Origin of the sequence: Gilliamella sp. wkB292 (assembly GCF_001690235.1) — a bacterium.
GTDB classification, from domain to species: Bacteria; Pseudomonadota; Gammaproteobacteria; order Enterobacterales; family Orbaceae; genus Gilliamella; species Gilliamella apicola_F.
In genome coordinates, this window is record NZ_LZGO01000062.1 from 1 (window position 1) to 19,119 (window position 19,119).

Annotated in this window: 19 protein-coding genes; 1 reads left to right on the forward strand and 18 read right to left on the reverse strand. The window is 34.1% G+C overall.

What is annotated here, in order from left to right; genetic code table 11:
• The 11 genes from A9G09_RS07270 to accD all read right to left on the reverse strand — a co-directional run.
• Positions 1 to 705, reverse strand: a 705-nt coding sequence (locus A9G09_RS07270) for a phosphatidate cytidylyltransferase (RefSeq protein ID WP_065634206.1), incomplete at its 3' end; no start/stop codon positions are given.
• Complete coding sequence (locus A9G09_RS07275; RefSeq protein ID WP_065634207.1) at positions 699 to 1,430, reverse strand: isoprenyl transferase; 732 nt, start codon at positions 1,428 to 1,430, stop codon at positions 699 to 701. The genes A9G09_RS07270 and A9G09_RS07275, both read right to left, overlap by 7 nt.
• A gap of 62 nt (positions 1,431 to 1,492) precedes the next feature.
• On the reverse strand, positions 1,493 to 2,125 hold the full coding sequence (crp, locus tag A9G09_RS07280; protein ID WP_065634208.1) for a cAMP-activated global transcriptional regulator CRP: 633 nt from the start codon (positions 2,123 to 2,125) through the stop codon (positions 1,493 to 1,495).
• An 86-nt stretch (positions 2,126 to 2,211) separates the two neighbouring features.
• A complete protein-coding gene (locus tag A9G09_RS07285) occupies positions 2,212 to 2,418 on the reverse strand; it encodes a YheU family protein (RefSeq protein ID WP_065634209.1) in 207 nt (68 codons plus the stop codon).
• A gap of 155 nt (positions 2,419 to 2,573) precedes the next feature.
• A complete protein-coding gene (locus tag A9G09_RS07290; RefSeq protein ID WP_065634210.1) occupies positions 2,574 to 3,647 on the reverse strand; it encodes a hypothetical protein in 1,074 nt (357 codons plus the stop codon).
• A 116-nt stretch (positions 3,648 to 3,763) separates the two neighbouring features.
• Complete coding sequence (locus A9G09_RS07295) at positions 3,764 to 6,463, reverse strand: inverse autotransporter beta domain-containing protein (protein WP_065634211.1); 2,700 nt, start codon at positions 6,461 to 6,463, stop codon at positions 3,764 to 3,766.
• Positions 6,464 to 6,916: 453 nt separating this feature from the next.
• Positions 6,917 to 8,443: an amidophosphoribosyltransferase gene (purF, locus tag A9G09_RS07300; RefSeq protein ID WP_065634212.1), complete on the reverse strand. Its 1,527-nt coding sequence runs from the start codon at positions 8,441 to 8,443 to the stop codon at positions 6,917 to 6,919.
• Between the two features lie 18 nt (positions 8,444 to 8,461).
• Positions 8,462 to 8,947, reverse strand: a complete 486-nt coding sequence (locus tag A9G09_RS07305; RefSeq protein WP_065634277.1) for a CvpA family protein — start codon at positions 8,945 to 8,947, stop codon at positions 8,462 to 8,464.
• Positions 8,948 to 9,003: 56 nt separating this feature from the next.
• Complete coding sequence (locus A9G09_RS07310; RefSeq protein ID WP_176700961.1) at positions 9,004 to 9,597, reverse strand: SPOR domain-containing protein; 594 nt, start codon at positions 9,595 to 9,597, stop codon at positions 9,004 to 9,006.
• Between the two features lie 4 nt (positions 9,598 to 9,601).
• The gene (gene folC, locus A9G09_RS07315) at positions 9,602 to 10,873 is read right to left on the reverse strand and encodes a bifunctional tetrahydrofolate synthase/dihydrofolate synthase (RefSeq protein WP_065634278.1); all 1,272 of its coding nucleotides are present in this window, start codon (positions 10,871 to 10,873) and stop codon (positions 9,602 to 9,604) included.
• 6 nt (positions 10,874 to 10,879) lie between these two features.
• Positions 10,880 to 11,770, reverse strand: a complete 891-nt coding sequence (gene accD / locus A9G09_RS07320) for an acetyl-CoA carboxylase, carboxyltransferase subunit beta (protein ID WP_065634214.1) — start codon at positions 11,768 to 11,770, stop codon at positions 10,880 to 10,882.
• Between the two features lie 311 nt (positions 11,771 to 12,081).
• On the opposite strand from accD, the gene tmaR reads away from it, so the two are divergent.
• Complete coding sequence (gene tmaR, locus A9G09_RS07325; RefSeq protein ID WP_065634215.1) at positions 12,082 to 12,402, forward strand: PTS system regulator TmaR; 321 nt, start codon at positions 12,082 to 12,084, stop codon at positions 12,400 to 12,402.
• Positions 12,403 to 12,452: 50 nt separating this feature from the next.
• Here the strand turns inward: tmaR and yciH are convergent, their stop codons facing one another.
• The 7 genes from yciH to tmk form a co-directional block, all read right to left on the reverse strand.
• Entirely contained in the window at positions 12,453 to 12,773 is a 321-nt protein-coding gene (gene yciH, locus A9G09_RS07330; RefSeq protein ID WP_065634216.1) for a stress response translation initiation inhibitor YciH, read from the reverse strand.
• Positions 12,774 to 12,781: 8 nt separating this feature from the next.
• A complete protein-coding gene (pyrF, locus tag A9G09_RS07335; RefSeq protein ID WP_065634217.1) occupies positions 12,782 to 13,486 on the reverse strand; it encodes an orotidine-5'-phosphate decarboxylase in 705 nt (234 codons plus the stop codon).
• Positions 13,487 to 13,519: 33 nt separating this feature from the next.
• Positions 13,520 to 14,695: a GDSL-type esterase/lipase family protein gene (locus A9G09_RS07340; RefSeq protein ID WP_065634218.1), complete on the reverse strand. Its 1,176-nt coding sequence runs from the start codon at positions 14,693 to 14,695 to the stop codon at positions 13,520 to 13,522.
• Positions 14,688 to 15,998 (reverse strand): DUF459 domain-containing protein, encoded by a 1,311-nt coding sequence (locus tag A9G09_RS07345; protein ID WP_081297513.1) that lies wholly within the window; start codon positions 15,996 to 15,998, stop codon positions 14,688 to 14,690. Before A9G09_RS07345 ends, A9G09_RS07340 begins: the two co-directional genes overlap by 8 nt.
• An 18-nt stretch (positions 15,999 to 16,016) precedes the next feature.
• On the reverse strand, positions 16,017 to 17,417 hold the full coding sequence (locus tag A9G09_RS07350; protein WP_065634220.1) for an MBOAT family protein: 1,401 nt from the start codon (positions 17,415 to 17,417) through the stop codon (positions 16,017 to 16,019).
• 63 nt (positions 17,418 to 17,480) lie between these two features.
• On the reverse strand, positions 17,481 to 18,467 hold the full coding sequence (gene holB, locus A9G09_RS07355) for a DNA polymerase III subunit delta' (protein WP_065634221.1): 987 nt from the start codon (positions 18,465 to 18,467) through the stop codon (positions 17,481 to 17,483).
• A gap of 7 nt (positions 18,468 to 18,474) precedes the next feature.
• The gene (gene tmk, locus A9G09_RS07360; protein WP_065634222.1) at positions 18,475 to 19,107 is read right to left on the reverse strand and encodes a dTMP kinase; all 633 of its coding nucleotides are present in this window, start codon (positions 19,105 to 19,107) and stop codon (positions 18,475 to 18,477) included.
• Positions 19,108 to 19,119 lie beyond the last annotated feature (12 nt).

The window sequence follows — 19,119 nt, forward strand, 5'->3', positions numbered from 1 at the left end:
AGTGAGATCACCTAATACTGAAACCAAAATTGCCAATAATGAACTAATAAAAAATACATTAAATTTAATATTAATAAGATTCGAAAAATAAGCAAGAACACTAATAACCACTGCCAGACTTACTCCACCAATAAATCCTTCTACTGTTTTACCGGGTGAAACTTTTGGTGCCAATTTTCTTTTCCCAAAACTTCGTCCAGCAAAATATGCACCTGTATCGGTAGCCCATACAAGAACAAATACATATAACAACAAAGTCGCTCCTGTATAACAATTTGAACTATAATTGACCGACCTTAACCCCACCATACCAAGGAAAAAAGGCACTAATGTAAAAAAAGCAAACAGTAATTTTAATGTAATTGAATTGAACCAATAATGTGCAGTTTTGGGATAAGTGATAACTAAAATCAGTGCAATTAACCACCAAATAATGGATAATGATAATATTACGCTATAGAGTGTTATTTTTAATTCAATTGGAATTGGAATAAAATAAAGTACAGCCAATATCACTACCATTAGAAGAGCAAAAAACAATTTATTTTGTTGGTTAGTAATATGTAAGAATTGAGCCCACTCCCATGCAGCGATACCACCAATTATCATCATAATAACAACAAAAACGGATAATGGAGCAAAAAAAAGTATAATTAACACAAGTGGAATGAGCGCAATTGCAGCCAATAATCGTTGAATTAACATGAATGTTCCTCTGTTTGAATACCACCAAAACGTCGTTCTCTGGTATTAAAAACATCAATTGCTTTATCAAATGAAGTTTGATCAAAATCCGGCCATAAAACTTCAGTAAAATAAAATTCTGAATATGCTATTTGCCATAACAAAAAATTACTAATTCGATACTCACCGCCAGTGCGAATAACGAGATCGACATCGGGTAATTCGTTCATACTGATTTGTGAAGCAAAGTATGTTTCGGTAATATCATCTAAAGTGATTTTACCATCTAAAACACGTTTAACCATTTTTTTAGTTGATTGAATAATATCCCATCGCCCACCATAATTAGCTGCAATATTCAATACTAACCCAGAATTGTTTTTTGTTAGTTGTTCTGCTTTAATAATCATAGTTTGCAATCGTTCATTAAATTGCGAAATATCACCAATAATATTTAACTTTACATTATTATTATGCAGGCTTTTCATTTCACGATTTAACGCGTAAATAAAAAGTGAAAGTAATGCTGAAACTTCATTTTGAGGACGCTTCCAATTTTCACTACTAAATGCATATAAAGTCAAAGCTTTAACACCTAAGGTTGATGCATAACTCACAATTTTACGAACAGCTTTTAAACCAGCCCTATGCCCAACTGCACGTAATTGATCTCGTTGCTGAGCCCAACGACCATTGCCGTCCATAATAATTGCCACATGATTGGGAATAGATCTTTGTTGAATCATGAGGTATGCCAATCCATATATAGCTTTTTATAAATTTTTTGATCAAATATAGCCATCATCAATTAACGGGTTCCATAAACCACAATGGTTTTACCATGTGCCGATATTAAATGTTGATCTTCTAGCATTTTTAAAATTCGACCTACAGTTTCACGTGAACAGCCAACAATTTGACCTATTTCTTGACGGGTAATTTTAATTTGCATACCATCGGGATGAGTCATTGCATCGGGTTGTTTGGCTAGATTTAATAGCGTTTGAGCGATGCGTCCAGCAACGTCTAGAAAGGCTAAATTACTCACTTTTTCTGATGTTACTTGTAAACGGCTTGCCATTTGACTTGCAAGTCGCATTAAAATATCAGGATTGACTTGAACAAGTTGCTTAAATTTTTTGTAAGAAATTTCGGCCACTTCACAACTTGTTTTAGCTTTAACCCAAGCGCTTCGTTCTGTACCTTCTTCAAACAAGCCTAATTCGCCCAAAAATTGATTTTGATTCAAATAAGATAATATCATCTCATTGCCTTCATCATCTTTAATTAATACCGCAACAGAGCCTTTTACAATGTAATAGAGAGTTTCTGCTTTTTCGCCTTGATGAATGAGAGTGCTTTTGGCGGGATACTTATGAATATGACAATGCGATAAAAACCATTCTAATGTTGTATCCGTGTGCTGTTTACCAATCATTATTCCTTCCTCTCAATCCAATTTCCAATTTACACACTATAACAAAGTTGAGCGATAAATTATATACTAAGCTATAAGGAATTTAGTGATTATTTAACAAGCTTGATATCGATCGTTTGGTGCAGTTCAGACCAAAAAATTGCCGCTTTTCCCGCAATCAATTGAGATTTAACATTATCTACTTTTTCAATAAGTGATATTTCTTGCAAACCGTAATCCGTACCTTCACGTAACACAAAATATTCAATTAAATTATTCAGCGTATTTGAATCTAGTTCTTGCCAAGGAATGATCATAATATTATCAAATAAGTGATTGTGATATTTATTCTATAATAGAAATAGCATGCTATAAAGATAGTAACTAACAAAAAACTAATAAAAAAACCACTCTTGAGAGTGGTTTTTAATCTATTAAAAAACAGATCTATATTGATTCAATACGAATAATATTATTTGTCTGTTGTTACTTTCAACAAGTGACCTTGCGCACCAGCTTTGTATTTAGTGTTATAAAGCTCATTATTATTCTTGGTACCGTCTGAACTACCTAAATAGATTGTATCATTCGTACCTGTTGTATTTGAGGTTCCGGTTAAAGTTTCGGTGGTTACAGCATCCTGATAATCAGCTGTTGCTGCTGGATCATTAGATAGCGTCCAAGTGTATGTATACGAAGATGTTTTCACTAACTCACCTGCATCAGGAAGATTGTTATTGTTTGCGTCTTCCCATACTACAGCACCATATTTTTCACCATATTTAGGTGTTGGAGCATCACCTGTCGCAGGTTTAACTGTATAGTTAACAGTTAAATCTAAATTACCATCAGTATTATATTTGAAAATACCAACTCTATAGTTATCGTCGATGATTGGACCTGTACCATCTGGGATATCACCAGGACCATGTTTTTCCTCTGAAGGTTTTACTGGCTGATTATCATCAACTTCAGGTGGTACTTTTGACCAGATATCAGATACGTTCAACCATTTATTTGTATTTGGTAAACCAAATTCTGTCTGTTCTTGTAATGTGAAACCAATTTCATCAGCACCACTAAATTCACTATTGATCTTGAATATAATTGTACCTTCAGACACACCATTTACATTTTTTGTTGCTGTTGATGTTAAACCTTCAAGTACATTGATTTTTTTCCAATCACCAAAAGTACCAGTAGCATCTTTTTGTCTGACGAAGAAAGTAACTGTTTTTTGAATGTTTTGATTATCAACATCACCATCTTTATCTTTCAAATTATATGAAATTTTAATATAGTTACCAACTTTAACCGGCGTATTTGCTCCGATTGATGTTTCACCCGCAGCATCAGTTGTGATTGCTAAAGTTACGGTATGGTCTGCATCGTTACTTTTCACATCCGCACTTTTCTTTGCAAGTACTGGCGCATTACCATGAATTGGTGCTACTGTCTCTGTTGTTAGTACAGCGAATGCACTACTTGAAGCATAACCAGCTAATAATAAGCCGAATGCGACTTTTTTTAACGTTAAATTTTTCATGTTTAACTTCCTATTTTATTTCTAAATTAACATGTTGTATTTATATAAATACACCACTTTGGTTGGTGTTCCCAGTAATAGGCTGTCGATTAACTTCGACAACCTAAAATCTATTATTAATTAACAACGACTTGCAATTTAAACCCTTGATCCCCAGCACAAGCTAATGGCGAGGCATTAAGTGTTGCTAAATTCAAATAAGTCGGCGCTCCTTCACTCTTTTCAATACTCATCCCTGAAGACGCATAACTTTGTGTTCTTAAACTTCTTAATGTGTAATGAGCATCAACACCCATAGCGACATTAAACCAAGGTCCATTAGGATTCTTCACAAAATCTGGTAATGCACTTGTTGCCTTACTACCAGGACATGCAAGCTCATTTGAACCCACTAATGACCAAATTATAAATGGATTTTTAATTTCGTGCGCTTCATCTTCGTAACCCATAGGATAAGCTTTTACATAATATTCAGAATCAACTTTCCACTCATTTGGGCCGCTTGGGTCAAATTGAAGAAGATGACCTTCACTTCTTGCTACTAATACACCATCACTACGATAAACTTTTACTATTCCCGCTTTACCGCCAGAGAAATCTACGGTCGCTTTATTAAACGATGTCCCAAACTGATCAATTGCGATAGAAAACTCAACAACACCTTCAATGTTAGAAGCAACATCTAAAAGATAACTATCACCTATGACCTCTGTGCCTGCTGCTGTTGCTGACTTGGAAGAAGCTTTTTGTCCCATTTTTACTTTTTCAAAACCTTTAACAATAATACAAGGTTCTTGTGTCGGACAAGAGTTAACATTACCAGAAACACCATTAATTAAACTAATTTTCTTACCATTACTAGTCGCTGTCCAGCCTTTTAATACTGCATCAAAAGTTTCTGGAATACGATTCATTAAATCATCATCACTAAAACCTATTACATCTTGTGCAGAGGTAATTGAACCATTAATAACCTTTGGTTTAACTAACGTTGCTAATACGGTTATTGCACTTTGCCCATCTGCTGGATTCATTGCTAAAGCAGTTTTATTCCCACCTTTATCTACAGCCCAAACTCCAATTTTGCGCATTGATGGATTAGGCAAAACTTCGAAAGTAACAGAGTTAGATGTCGCCGATTTACCTTTACCATCAGTCACTGTAACAGATAAAGTATATTTACCATTAGTACTGATTGGGTGACGCTGACCGTTTGCATCAACATAATTCGGCGCGACAATCTTCCAATTATTTGTATCAGCAGGAGGCGTCATCCAACTAGAAGCTGTACATATTCCAACAGTAGAGCATAAAAATCCGCCTCCAGCATCAATTTCCATCATGTCACCAGACCATGAAAGGCTATTTAAACCTTTAGCATTATGTACACCAATAGTAACGCCATAAGACTCACCTTCAAGTAACTGAAGTGCTTCAAGTCCTAGATCGACACTCATTTTTTTATCTTTATATTCAAGCACAATATAGTTATTACGATCGACAAGATCATAACGGCTACCTTTAACTGAACGAGCAGCCTGAACCATATCAGGATCAAGTTGATCTTTTAAAGGTGTACCAATACGATAGTTCATCGTCAATTCAGCTTTAGTTGCCTTTTTATTATCTTGTCCACGCTTATGTTCAGCTTTGATCGTAAAAAGCGGAACTGGCGTATAATCAATACTAGCCGTGATTGCTCTTGGGTCTTTTTGCAAATTATCTTTGCCAAACAATGCGACTTTATCACCATAGTATTGTTCATACATTAAAGAACCACCAAGATGTGGATATTGAGGTAAATAGCCTTGGAAACGGATATCAAATCCTCTAGCTGCTCGTTCTAAATAATCATCAAAGTCTTTGGAGTCTTTCCAATCTGATAATGGATGATAATAGTTAACAGCAAACTTCATGTAATCGGTCCAAGCTTCAGCACCTACCCCTAAACGGTTATGAGATCGTTGAAAATCATGGTCAAAAAATACGTTATAACCCAATAACCACTTTTTATCTGCTACATCCCAACGTTGACCTATACCAAAGTTACCAATACGCCGATTATGTTCATATTCTTGAAAAGAAAGTTGAGTAAATATCAATGTATCTTCTGTATCTAACCAAGGGCTAAACAATTTAAGATTGACGTTATTAAACGTACCTTTATCGCTTAAATCGAATTGCAATTGCGCAGTACCAAAACGACCTAAAAAGTCTTGTGCTGCACTTTTGATTGGATCAACAACTTGGTTTCTAACACCACTGCGGACATAATCCTCAGCATAATCTTTAGCTCTACTCTTTATATGACCTGACAAACCGCCATTATCTGGAGAGGTTATCTGTTTCCAATCTTGACTCGCTAAAGTTTGAATTGTTGATGCAACTTGGCTGGCTAAAGCACCTTTATCCACTTTAGGATCATATGTGTCATCAGATCCTAATTTAGGCAAATTCGCATATTTATTTTGGCTATCAGGATCTACTTTCTTTATCGCTGGTAATAATGGCGAATTTTCAGGAAGAACCAATCGTTCTCCAATCTCAACCACATCTTTTTTATCATAACGACCAGCATTCATTGCTCTTAATTCAGCAATAGATATACTACTTAGCAAAGCAATTTGATATAAACTACGTTGTTGGTTATTCACCATTTCACGAACTTTAGTACCATCTTTTAATTCAATTATCTTATTGCTATCAACAGCAGTTACTGGACTAGAAACGTTACTGTCCGCAGCCCATGTTGTTTGACAACCTAGAGCTATAACAATTAGCGCAGAGATAACTTTTAAATTAAGATTGTTTCTCATCTTAATTATTCCTTATATTTCACCGGCAACATTGCTACAAAGTAACAAGTTTTTTTTATTCTCAATAAGCATAGTTGTCATCAAACCTTGTACATTTATGGTTCAAATTTATTGTTTTTCTATACTTAAATTTATTTAAAAATTGTGGATTTTTTTACAAAACCTCTTATTGGCTAGGATCATATTACAAAACTGTCATTTATCAAAATGATTTTATTATTTTTTTTTGATTTTTTTTTGTAAATATATCAAATATTGTTTTTTTTCAAATGATTAATATGATTTAATTATTAAAAGGCTTTTTTACATTAAGTTATAATTAATTGATATATAATGATATTATTTTTATGACTTTTTTGTTATTGAAAAGATATCGAGAGGGAAAAATAGAAAATAAATAAAAAAACAGACAAATTAACAAAAATTTATCTGTTTTTAGATATCTTCAACTAATCAATTATACGATTGATCTTCATTATAAATTTCTAAATTTTCGGATTCTTTTTGGCAAAACACTTTTTTATCATCGTTGCGTTTTTTTTCTAAAAGTGACAAATAAGTATCATTTATACCTTGAGTAATATACTTGCCATCAAAGACCGAACATTCAAAATGAGTAATGTTAGGATTTAATTCTCGTATTGCAGCAATTAAATCATCAAGGTTTTGGAAAATAAGTTTATCTGCACCAATATCTTTAGCGATTTGCTCAACGTTACGATTATAAGCAATAAGCTCTCTGGCAACGGGCATATCGATGCCATAAACATTAGGGTGTCTTATTTCTGGCGCAGCCGAAGCCAAATACACTTTTTTAGCACCACAAGAACGTACCATTTCAAGAATCTTCTCTGATGTAGTGCCTCGTACAATTGAATCATCAACAAGAAGAACATTTTTTCCTTCGAATTCTATACGATTAGCATTAAGCTTTCTTCTCACTGAAAGCTTACGTGCACTTTGTCCTGGCATAATAAATGTACGACCAATATAACGATTTTTAACAAATCCTTGTCGATAAGGTTTATTTAAGATACGTGCAATTTCGAGTGCTGCATCACAAGAAGTTTCAGGAATTGGAATAACAACATCAATATCGATATCTTTCCATTCTCTCGCTATTTTTTGACCTAACTTTTGCCCCATTAAAATACGAGATTGATAAACAGATACCCCATTCATTAGCGAATCTGGTCGGGCAAAATAGACATATTCAAAAATACATGGGTAGTATTGAGGATTATCTGCACATTGTTGTGCATATAATTGACCATCTTGAGTGATATAAATAGCTTCCCCGGGTTCAACATCACGCATTAATTCAAAATCAAGAATATCTAATGCAACGCTTTCAGACGCAACCATATATTCAGTTTTACCATTATCAAGTACGCGTTTTCCTATCACTAAAGGACGGATACCATATGGATCACGAAATGCAACAAGCCCATGCCCAATAATCATAGCAACACAAGCGTAAGCACCCTGAATAATATTATGTACTTGATGAACAGCCTGAAAGATATTATCAGCCGTTAACGGGTAAGTTGGAAATTTATCCAGTTCATTAGCTAAAATATTTAAAAGGACTTCTGAATCTGAGTTAGTATTGATATGGCGGCGAGCAAGTTCAAATACTTTATCTCGCAATTGGTCGGTATTAGTCAAATTACCATTGTGTGCAAGCGCAATACCGTAAGGTGAATTAACATAAAAAGGTTGAGCTTCGGATGGGCTAGAACTACCTGCTGTTGGATAACGAATATGCCCTATACCCAGTTTACCTTGAAGCCGTTGCATATGATGTTCTTGAAAAACATCTTTAACCAAACCATTAGCTTTACGTAAACGAAAGCGATTTTGCTCATCAATAGTAACAATCCCGGCCGCATCTTGCCCTCGATGTTGTAACACCGTTAGAGCATCATAAATTGATTGATTAACTGTACTACATCCTACGATACCAACAACACCACACATATAACTATCACCTCAAATCTAATGCGCTAAAAAAGAAGACGAATTTTGGATATAATCAAAAAACCAACGAATAATAAAATGGAAATGTGGAATAAGCTGAGACTGAGTCCAATATTGAGATTGTGATAAAGGAGTAAAAGTATCAATAAAGAAAAGTACTGCAGCAACGACTAAAATACCACGTAACACACCAAAACAAATCCCTAAAACGCGGTCTGTACCTGATAACCCAGTTTTTTGAACCAACTGACCAATAATATAAGACACTATAGTACAAACCAATAATGTAGCAATAAACAAAATAGCAATAGCAACCGCAATTTTAACCACATCACTATCAAAATAAGTCAAATACTGGGTAATATGAGAATAAAATCGGCTAGCAATAAAAAAAGCAAGTATCCAACTGATAAGGGATAAAGCTTCTCGAACAAAACCTCGAACAATGCTAATTAATGCAGAAAAAACAATGACCCCAATAATCGTAAAATCAACCCAATTCATCATCATAATCACTCACAATCTTATATTAAGAATTTATTTTATTATAGTTACTGTATTTAGTTCGCCACTATAATACCTTTAAGTTTTGTCAAAGTATCTAGATCAACAATAACTTGTTCTGCTTGTTCTCTTTTAGCGTAAGGCCCAACCTGCAATTTAATAAGCTGATTAGGTTCAGGATTTTTGGGAATTAGCCTAACGTTATAGTTATTCAATCGTAATAAAGCTACAAGCTCTTCTATTTTTTGTCTATTTTTTAACGCAGTAAGTTGAATCATGTAAGGTTTAGTTTCTTGACTTGATACTACTGGCTTATTATTTACTGATGAAACACTATCATCACTTGTTGAAATATTATTTGAAGATAACGTATTTGAATTTTGGTCATCTTCCGGAATATAAGGAATATCAACAACCTCATTATTTGAATTATCAAGGTGGTTTCCAGATTCAGTTGGTGATGTAATAACTTGATTTTGCTGGTTAACAATTTCTGGTTGTAAAATAGGCGTTGAAGAAGTGGGTAAATTGGATTTATCGGTTAAAATCGATGGAGCAACTGCTGCTAAAATTAACAATAAAGTGGCAAAACCGACCCATCGATTTCGGATCCTATTTGGAGTGCTGTTATTATTTTTTTTATTTTCCATAAAATTAATCATCAATTTCAGCTAAGACTGCAGATACAGTATGAAAAGATCCACACACCACAATAATATCATTTTTTTGAGCATCTTGAAGTGCTGCCCGGTAAGCATCACAAACATGATCAAATGTTAAAACATTATGGGCATTATTCTCTACTAAATATTGTTTTAATACATCACAGCTACACCCTCGATCGCCATAAAGTGATGCACAATACCAAGCATCCCCATTTAATAACGACAAAGTACCTTTGATATCCTTATCTTTCAGCATACCAATTACAAACATGACTCGACCAATATGCTTATTTTCGGCTTTTAAAGAATTTAACTGATTAGCTAAATAATGCGCAGCATGAGGGTTATGTGCAACGTCTAAAATAACAAGTGGGTTAGTTTTTACGATTTGAAATCGTCCCGTTAGGCTTGCTTTACCTAATCCTTCATTTATTTGTTGCTGAGAAATCTTAATTGATGAATAATTTAACGCAGCAATAGCAGTGGCTGCATTTGCTAACGGCACATGAGGAGTCACTAAAGATGGATATTGACATTTGTCAGAACAAAATTCCCAAACACTTTTATCTGTTTGCTGATAAGACCAATTTTGATTTACCGCATATAAAGGACAATGGACAGCATTTGCAACATCAAAAATTGATTGAGGAATGTCTGGCTCCCCAACAATAGCAATACTTTTAGACTTAAATATACCTGCTTTTTCTCGACCAATGCTTTCACGAGTATTACCTAAATAATCGACATGATCTATAGCTATCGAAGTAATAATAGCCACATCAGCATCAACAATATTAGTCGCATCAAAACGCCCACCTAACCCGACTTCTAAAATAACAACATCTAAATTGGCTCGCTTAAATTGATATAAAGCCGCAAGTGTTGCATATTCAAAATAAGTCAGTGAAATATCACCTCGAGCATTTTCAATTTCAATAAATGCATTTATTGTTTCTTGCTCGGTCGATTCTTGATTATTGATTCGTACGCGTTCAGTAAAACGTAAAAGGTGAGGGGAACTATACACGCCTACTTGCATATTTGCTGCAAGCAATATCATTTCAAGTGTTTTACACGTTGTGCCTTTACCATTTGTTCCTGCAACAGTAAATACATAAGGAGCTGGTTGTAATAAGTTAAGCCTTTGAGCAACGGCTCTAACACGATCTAACCCCAAATCAATGGCCAAAGGGTGTAGTTGCTCTAAATAACTAAGCCATGATTGTAAATCAGACTTAGCATTAGGTTTCTTATTTTGAATGCTCACTTAATTTGTCTCGTTATTGGTGACATCATAAAAAGGGCTTGGTAATTTCATTAATTTAGCTAATAAACTGGCAATTTTAGAACGCATATCTTTACGATGAATGATCATATCTAATGCACCTTTTTCAAGTAAAAATTCGCTACGCTGAAAACCTTCAGGTAAGGTTTCACGTACAGTTTGCTGAATGACCCTTGGACCAGCAAAGCCAATTAATGCCTTAGGTTCAGCAATATTAATATCACCTAGCATAGCTAAACTCGCTGATACGCCGCCCATAGTAGGATCGGTCATCACCGAAATATAAGGTAAACCTTCATCTTGCATTTTAGCTAAAATTGCACTTGTTTTTGCCATTTGCATGAGTGAAAAAAGTGCTTCTTGCATGCGAGCACCACCACTAGTTGAAAAACAAATTAATGGGCATTTATCAGCAATTGCCTGTTCTGCTGCACGTGTAAATAAAGCACCCACAACAGAAGACATTGACCCACCAATAAAAGCAAATTCAAAACAAGCTACCACAACAGGGATCCCTAATAAAGTGCCTTTCATTACAACCATAGCTTCTTTTTCGTGCGTTTCTTTTTGAGCCGCTAATAAGCGATCTTTATACTTTTTAGTATCTTTAAATTTTAGAATATCTTTAGGCGCTAATTCAGATCCAATTTCAACATCAGAACCTTCATCTAAAAACCGATATAATCTTACACGTGCAGGAATATGCATATGATGATCACATTTAGGACAAACCTCTAAGTTACGATCCAATTCAGCTTGATAAATAATTTGCTCACAGTTACTACATTTGGTCCAAACACCACCAGGAATATTCGCTTTTTTATGATCTGACGATATATTATTTTTACTTAGAATTTTCTCAATCCAGCTCATTATGATTCTCTCATTTGATACGCTTTTAGAAATATCGGGGTATTGTATAATATTTTGTAATAATTCTTAATAGTTGTTTTAACTTTTATCTTTTCAATCAATTTTTTTCAAAAATTATCTGCATTTAAATATAAAAAATTCAAAATAAAAGCTATAAAAGAATAGTTATATCTATAAAGGCATAATGACGGGATAAAATCAACATACCATCGTGATAACATTAAAAATATAATTAATATGATCTTGAAAAATTATTAGTATATAATTGCCTCTAATATATTTTTCCATTTTTTTGAAATAAGGGGTTACAGATGGACAAGGAAAAAGCAAGCGCACCATCGTTTCAAGATGTTTTAGAGTACATTCGTCTATCGCGTCGATTAAATAAATTAAAACGTGAAATAGCAGACAACGAGAAAAAGATTCGTGACAACCAAAAACGCGTTCTATTACTTGAAAACTTAAGTGAATATATTAAGCCTGATATGACATACGAAGAGCTTCAAGCGATCATTGCTAACATGAAAAGTGACTATGATGATCGTGTTGATGATTATATTATCAAAAATGCTGAAATTTCTAAAGAACGCCGTGATATTAGCAAAAAAATGCGGACATATCGCTCAAATTAATTGCAATTAAATAACTCCCACAATGGGAGTTATTTTTTTAGCTAATAAAGTTAACCACCTGCTAGTTTTACCTTAAAACCTTTTTCTTCTAACAATGTTTTCAGTAAATCTCGTTTATCACCTTGAATCTCGATGGTTTCATCTTTGATAGACCCACCACAACCACAGCGTTTTTTAAGTTCTGCTGCTAACTTTGATAATTGGCTATCATCCAAATCAAAACCCGAAATCACACAAACACCCTTGCCTTTACGACCTGAAGTTTGCCTTTGAATACGAATAATACCATCACCTTTATCACGAGATAATTGCGCCTCTTTCGGTTTAATTCGACCTTTATCGGTTGAATATACAACTAAATTATCAGACATGCTTTTGCTTAGCTCTTAGTTAAATCAAGTGTAGTTAAAATAGACTGTAATGCCTTAGCAGGATCTTCAGCTTGAGTAATTGGTCGGCCAATGACAAGATAATCAGCACCCGCAGCTTGAGCTCGTTGAGGTGTCATGATACGACGTTGATCATCTGGCGTCGAACCGGCTGGACGAATACCTGGAGTAACTAATTTAAAATCACTGCCAAGCCGAGTTCTAAAACTTTGAACTTCTTTAGCCGAACATACGACGCCATCAAGGCCACAATTCTTAGCCAGTATAGCTAATTTTGTAGCCTGTTCTAAAGGTGAGACATGAATACCAATTTCTTGAAGATCAGAAGACTCCATACTCGTCAATACTGTCACTGCAATTAATATTGGTGCTTGTTTACCATAAGGATAAAGTGCATCTTTTGCTGCTTGCATCATGCGAGCACCACCACTTGCGTGCACATTAGTCATCCAAACCCCTAAATCGGCAGCGGCAGAAACTGCTTTAGCTACCGTATTTGGAATATCATGAAATTTAAGATCTAAAAAAATATCAAAGCCTTTATTCATAATTTGTTTAATAAATTCAGGCCCAGCATGAGTAAATAACTCTTTGCCAATTTTAAGACGGCAATCTTTAGGATCAACACGATCAATAAAATTCCATGCTGATTTAACATCAGCAAAATCAACAGCAACAATAATTGGAGATGACATAACTTAGTTATTCCTTTTTAATCTTAAATTTGTCTATTTTTTTTGTACAAAGTCATTCAAGTCAGCATAAAACATTCGAGCACTCTCTTTATAACCTTGTAATGTTTGATGAACTAAATCTGCACGAGCCAATCCCCGCTGTCGCCACTCTTTAACTGCAAATTTACCCCCCATTGCCAGTTGCCAATCCCAAAATAACGTCTTTTCGGATTTAGCGACTTGTCTTTGAATATTTTTAATTGTTGAAAAAGATTTTGGGGTATCTTTTTCATTCGCCATGGTATCTGGTGGTGACATTAATAAAATAGTTGCATCAGGCAAAGATTTACGAATTTGTCTTATACTATTCACTAAATTTTTGCGATAAGCAGTAGGATCTAACGTTTCATCAAAACTCTCATTTGTCCCATATTCAAGTATCACTAAATCAGTTTTTGATAAAGCTAACTCTTTAAACCAATTAGGGCTCCATTTTTGCCATATGGTTTGCTTAGCGCCATTAGTGGCTATAGCCGATACAACTACCCCTGGCTGTTGATAACGCGTTAACCATATTCCACCGAGTTCAACATCATTTTGCCCTTTTATCATTAAAGGCAGTTTCGACACAATAGAAGCCGTTTGCCACACATTCGCTTGAGGCACATAATTAAAATTAATCTTTTTATTATTAACATCATAAATTCCAAATACATTAGGCGTATTTTTTAATGTTTTAAAAGTGAATTTTACTTGCCAATCTTTATTGGTTAATGATTTTGGTGAAATTTGTATTACAGCAGAATCCTTCAGCGGTTTGGCAATAAAACCACCCATAGGAAAATCTAAATTGCTTAGTGTTCTACTACTTAATACATCCCAATTTTTATTTTTCCAAGTAACCGCTGCATGACTTTGTCCTTTGATCGCAACAGGCGTTATCCAGCCAATCCCCGCATCACCATATTTGCCTTGCATTAACGTTCTAAATTCACCGGTGAAAAAATCTGCTGCGGTATGCGAATCACCAAATTGGGTTATATTAACAACATCATCGCTATTTCTGTTCGCTGCTAACGATTTTAACCGTGTTGCAAATTGTTTAGCGTTGGGATCGCCAAAATCAATAATCCCTGATACAGTTGTTGTGGTCGTACTTTCTGCTACACTACATCCAACAGTAAATGTTACCGCAATAATAGCTAGAATATACTTTAAAAACTTAATCACTATGGGTACCCTCTAATTCTTTAAAAATTATTTTTTCCATAATGGCCTTTGCCAGAATCTTTTGGCCAGTTGGTGTAAAATGAACCCCATCATCCACCCGTACTTTTATTTTTTCATTATTTGTTTCAATAAAACTATTGAATTTTTCGTAGGTACAACCAAGTAACTCATTGGTTGTCAAAAAATGCTGTTGAGTTTTGTCAATCTCTGATTTATATAATGTATTAAGGTAAACCATGCCATCATTCAATTTAGGTTTACGCATACATGGCGCAGCTAGCCAAAGCACTTGTATATGATGTTCACGAGCATTACTCAAAATATTGGCTATACGTAAACGGTATTGTTCTTCCCATAATTCAGATTTGAATTTCGCGTATTTAGCGTATCCTTTAACGGGAAAATCCCAAGGGTCATTAGGCCCTAAAAAAACCACAAGCAGCTTAATTGAAGGATCGTCGGCTAGTGTATCACTAATAGTTTTGGGCCAATCAAAAGCATTGGGATAAGCAAGCCCCGTGCTTTGTTTACTCAAATCTATACTTTCTATTTTATACTGTTTGAATAACATTTTTTTAACATATGGTGCAACACCTTGCATTAATGAGTCACCCGCAAAAAAAACCTTATCATTTTCAGTTAAAACAATTGGCAACGGTTGATGAATCAACGGGACATCATGTATTTGAACTTTTGGTAATTCATCTTTTTCTTTTACTGGTGATAACGTTGGCTCTTTATTAGATTTTTCAAGTGTTTTTTTAATACTACTTTCAACCTGTTTATTTTTATCTGATAGTGATTTATCTTTTGCTAAGATTTCATCTTTAATTTTATCTTTACTTAATCGCTTAATCGCATCAGGTTGAATAATTATTGGTTTAACAGTATGGTTTTGCTCTATTGGATTTACATTTTTATCAACTTGTGGCTCATGTTTACTATCTTTTATTATAGTTGAATCCTGTGTTTGAGCTATAGCATCTTCACTCGATTCTTCACTTTGTTCTTCTGATAAAGAGTCTTCTATTAAAGTATTAGAATGAAATAGATCAGAATGGTAAGTTTGCTGCCAATAAATCAGTATCGATTTATAATAAAGCACCATTAAAGCTATTCCAGTTACAAACAATAAAATAAAAATACATCTTGCTGATAAACAAGTATTGATATTTACCGCAATCTCTCTCTTTTTATAAGACTTATTAGCTACTTCTCTTTTATTGATCGTATTATGACGTCGCCGTTTCACATTCGATCTGTTTTTTTTCTTATTTTTCGAAAACGATTTCTTATATAACATAATGAGTTAACATCATAATTAAAAGTTAGCGTAAATAAAGTTTGGCACACCTGAAGGTGCAATGTATATAGTTACCCACAATATCAAAATAAAAATGAAAGGCAAATACCATGGTTTTATTTTGCTTAATTGCAAAGTAAACCAATCAGGAATATTTTTAAACACTGGATAAGTAAAAAATATAATACATATAAATAAAAAAGCACCAATATAATTAGGTTCAATAAAAAAGTTATGTGTTAATGCCGTTAAATAATCGATAGCATCAGGCAAACTTTCACTATTAAAAAATAGCCATGTAAAACAGACATAATGCCAGGTAATTAATCTTGCTATTATTGGTGAACGTAACGTTATCCAATTTCGACCTAAATAACGATCACCTATATTAAGGACAATAATACCTATGCCATGACACGCTCCCCAAATGATAAAGTTAATGCCTGCTCCATGCCATAACCCAGACAATAACATCGCTAACAAGACATTTATTTGTGTGCGAATAAATCCTTTTCGACTACCACCTAATGGTATGTAAATATAATCACGAATCCAATGTGATAAACTGATGTGCCAACGATCCCAAAATTCACGTAAATTCAGAGCTAAATAAGGAAAGTTGAAGTTGATTGGTAAACGAAAACCTAATAATAAAGCTATTGCTGTCACTAAATCAGTATAACCAGAAAAATTCAAATAGATTTGCATTGCATAACCATAAAGGCCGACTAACAAATCAATAACATTAAATTCTAATGGATTAGCAAAAATTGGTTTTACCCAGTTTTCACTAATTAACCCACCTAAACAATACACTTTAATCACGGCTAAAATTATTAAAGTAAAAGCTCGAAACGGTTGTAATATTTCACGAGGTTGACTCACCGCAATTTGAGGCAGGAAATCTTTTGCGCGATTGATTGGACCGGCAATAATACTAGGGAAAAAAGACAAAAACAGAGCAAAATCCCAAAATTTTGCTACAGGTAACGCTTTTTTTTGCACCGATACTAAGTAACTGACAGAATGAAAAGTATAAAATGAAATTCCGATTGGAATCAGTACGGTGATAACGGGTAATAAAATGGGTAAATGGCAAAAATTTAGTAATGCTTGTAATTCATATCGGAAAAAATCAAAATATTTAAACAAAGCTAAATTAATTATCGATACACACAACGCCAAAATTAGCCATCGCTTTGCATGACGTTGTAATGAGGCAATAGCAAGTGAAAATAGATAAATAATGCAGGTATAAACAAGCAAAATTAGTGCGAACTGCCAACTATAACTGGCAACAATCAGATAGCTTGCTATTAATAGTAATTTATTTTGTAAATTAGGTGAAAAACAGCATCCCCAATACAAAGCAAAGAAAGCAATAAAAAGTAGGCCAAATTCAATAGATAAATAACTCACAGTTATCCTTTTTACTTAAACATACATTAAACGAAAATGTAGTTACAAAATATAATTAGTGTATCATTGACTAATTAATTCCGATTGAGCAAGCACATTATAAACCATTAATTCTTTATTCAAACCTGTAACCGATAATAATAATATTCTTGCTTGCAACCATAAATCATAAAGAGCTAAAATTTTTTCATTATCCATTCTCGCCAATAACCTTACCAAAGGCACCTGATCGCGATTAATAATAAAACGTCCCGCTTTTTGCTGTGCTTTTAAAGCATCACTTAACAAACTTGAAAACCAAATTATATATTCAACCACTTGTTCATTATTAAGTGTTTTAGCTAATTGCCAATAATCATTTTGTGGTAAAACGTTTAATAACTGCTCACAAAAAAGTTTTCGTTGTTGCCATTTTTCAGGCGCTAATAACGCTACAGCTGTTATTGGTGCATTTTCGCTCAATAACAATGCACAGGCAAGTTCATTATCATTATATGGCTGAATGTGTTGTTTTTTTAACCATGAAATAGATTGTTCTAATTCAGGAACAGGTATGAAATAACGAAAACACCGACTATGTATAGTCGGTAATAAATGACTATTATGCTCACTACTCAAAATAAAATAAGTATTTTCAGGTGGTTCTTCTAGCGTTTTTAATAATGCATTTGCTGCGGCCTCTGTCATTAATGCAGCATTCTCAATCCAAATGACTTTATTACCACCCTGTTGCGATTTTTCATAAATTTTAGTAGTAAGTGTTCGTATTTGATCGATACCGATAGATTGCTTACCTTGTTCATTAGTGACTATATAAAAATCAGGATGATGATGAGATAAAAATAATCGACAACTGTGACAGTGTAAACATGGTTCTAACTGATGTGATGATTGACACAACAAACGATTAGCAAGCAAATTAACAAACTTATCTTCGCCACTGCCTTGTACATAATTGATTAACCAAGCATGATGAGCTCGCTGATGTAAAATACTATCAGCTAATTGTTGATAAGGTAAAGAAAGCCAAGGATAATCATTAAAAATCATATATACATCAAACCTGTGTTGACAGCCATTGAGTTAATACTGTTTCAATCTGTTTAGTGACTACTTCAATTGATTGCGAAGCATCAATTGTTACAATAGTATTATCTTGTGCCGCAAGTGTTAAATAACGCTCGCGTATTCTATCAAAAAAAGATAAAGACTGTTGTTCAATCCGATCGAGTTCACCTCTTGATCTTGCGCGTAATAAACCAATTTTAGGTTCAATATCCAAATATAATGTCAAATCCGGTTTAAAATTGCCAAGCACCTGATCTTTTAATGTTTTAATAAAAACATCATCTAATTGACGACCACCACCTTGATAGGCTTGCGTCGACAAATCATGTCGATCACCTATCACCCAATTTCCCAATTTAAGTGCAGGCTTAATCACATTTTCAATGAGTTGAATGCGCGCAGCATATAACATCAATAATTCGGCTTTATCTGTCAAAGGTTCGTTATCTAAACCATTTTTAATAATATTACGTAGCGCTTCTGCAATTGGCGTTCCACCAGGTTCACGAGTAAATTGAATATCGCCAACGTTATGCTGACTTAAAATATGAGCAACAGTATCAATTGCAGTGGTTTTACCTGCCCCTTCCAGCCCCTCGATGACAATAAATTTACCTGTCATATTCATTTCCTA

Excerpts from the sequence above, each read along its gene's own strand:
- A9G09_RS07345 (WP_081297513.1), bottom strand. The coding sequence starts at position 15,998 with ATGTTATATAAGAAATCGTTTTCGAAAAATAAGAAAAAAAACAGATCG.
- A9G09_RS07285 (WP_065634209.1), bottom strand. The coding sequence starts at position 2,418 with ATGATCATTCCTTGGCAAGAACTAGATTCAAATACGCTGAATAATTTA.
- pyrF (WP_065634217.1), bottom strand. The coding sequence starts at position 13,486 with ATGTCATCTCCAATTATTGTTGCTGTTGATTTTGCTGATGTTAAATCA.
- holB (WP_065634221.1), bottom strand. The coding sequence starts at position 18,467 with ATGATTTTTAATGATTATCCTTGGCTTTCTTTACCTTATCAACAATTA.
- purF (WP_065634212.1), bottom strand. The coding sequence starts at position 8,443 with ATGTGTGGTGTTGTTGGTATCGTAGGATGTAGTACAGTTAATCAATCA.
- A9G09_RS07295 (WP_065634211.1), bottom strand. The coding sequence starts at position 6,463 with ATGAGAAACAATCTTAATTTAAAAGTTATCTCTGCGCTAATTGTTATA.
- tmaR (WP_065634215.1), top strand. The coding sequence starts at position 12,082 with ATGGACAAGGAAAAAGCAAGCGCACCATCGTTTCAAGATGTTTTAGAG.
- A9G09_RS07290 (WP_065634210.1), bottom strand. The coding sequence starts at position 3,647 with ATGAAAAATTTAACGTTAAAAAAAGTCGCATTCGGCTTATTATTAGCT.
- yciH (WP_065634216.1), bottom strand. The coding sequence starts at position 12,773 with ATGTCTGATAATTTAGTTGTATATTCAACCGATAAAGGTCGAATTAAA.
- accD (WP_065634214.1), bottom strand. The coding sequence starts at position 11,770 with ATGAGCTGGATTGAGAAAATTCTAAGTAAAAATAATATATCGTCAGAT.
- A9G09_RS07305 (WP_065634277.1), bottom strand. The coding sequence starts at position 8,947 with ATGAATTGGGTTGATTTTACGATTATTGGGGTCATTGTTTTTTCTGCA.
- A9G09_RS07310 (WP_176700961.1), bottom strand. The coding sequence starts at position 9,597 with ATGGAAAATAAAAAAAATAATAACAGCACTCCAAATAGGATCCGAAAT.
- tmk (WP_065634222.1), bottom strand. The coding sequence starts at position 19,107 with ATGACAGGTAAATTTATTGTCATCGAGGGGCTGGAAGGGGCAGGTAAA.
- A9G09_RS07275 (WP_065634207.1), bottom strand. The coding sequence starts at position 1,430 with ATGATTCAACAAAGATCTATTCCCAATCATGTGGCAATTATTATGGAC.